The organism is Parcubacteria group bacterium (assembly GCA_041657845.1).
In the GTDB taxonomy this organism is placed as follows: Bacteria; Patescibacteriota; Minisyncoccia; order Moranbacterales; family JAKLHP01; genus JAKLHP01.
In genome coordinates, this window is record JBBABD010000068.1 from 1,788 (window position 1) to 2,500 (window position 713).

Consider the following 713-nt stretch of genomic DNA (forward strand, 5'->3'; position numbering starts at 1 on the left):
CCCCTTTATTATACATATAATCATCCTGATGATGAATTGTTATATTTATCGGAAATTACTTACCCGGAAGATATTGATGGATATGATTATAAACCCGATGAACAAAAATTTAGCATTATAAAAACACGTTCAAATTATTATAAATTTTATATAGAAGGTTCTTTTTTATTTTTAACGAAGAGTGGTACATTAGTCTTAGATAGTGATTCAGGCGAATATACTGAATCAATAGTTCCAATTCCAGAACCAACAATTGAAATTCCCGAACCTGAAATGACAACATCTATTCCTATTGTATTAAATACATATATTCCAAATAATCAAGATATATTAGTTCAAGTTTCCATTTTTTTAAATCCAGTTCCAATTCAAAATATTTCATATGGGTCAAATTAATGTCCTTATATACACAAAATAAAATTTATACACTTGAAGTAGAAAATGAAAAACTTTCTACAAAAATTCAAAATAAAAAAGATAATAATTTTATAATAAAACAAAACTATAAGATTAAAATTCAATCTAAAGAATTTTTTTCTAAAACAAGAACATTTGATATAGATTGGCAAGTGATTTCTGAAACATCTTTTTTATGGGAATTTAAATTTGAAAATTTTGATACAAGATACTTATCAAATTTTGAATGGAAGATTCTAACTAAAGCGGTTCCAATAGCAGGATACTTGGGAAATAGATATAATGGATATTTTATT

2 protein-coding genes are annotated in these 713 nt (G+C 24.7%); both read left to right on the plus strand.

Going from position 1 to position 713, the window contains the following annotated elements:
* Window positions 1-396: hypothetical protein (locus tag WC906_05575; GenBank protein ID MFA5777869.1), on the plus strand; the 396-nt coding region annotated here is incomplete at its 5' end.
* Window positions 396-713, plus strand: a 318-nt coding sequence (locus WC906_05580) for a hypothetical protein (GenBank protein MFA5777870.1), incomplete at its 3' end; no start/stop codon positions are given. The genes WC906_05575 and WC906_05580, both read left to right, overlap by 1 nt.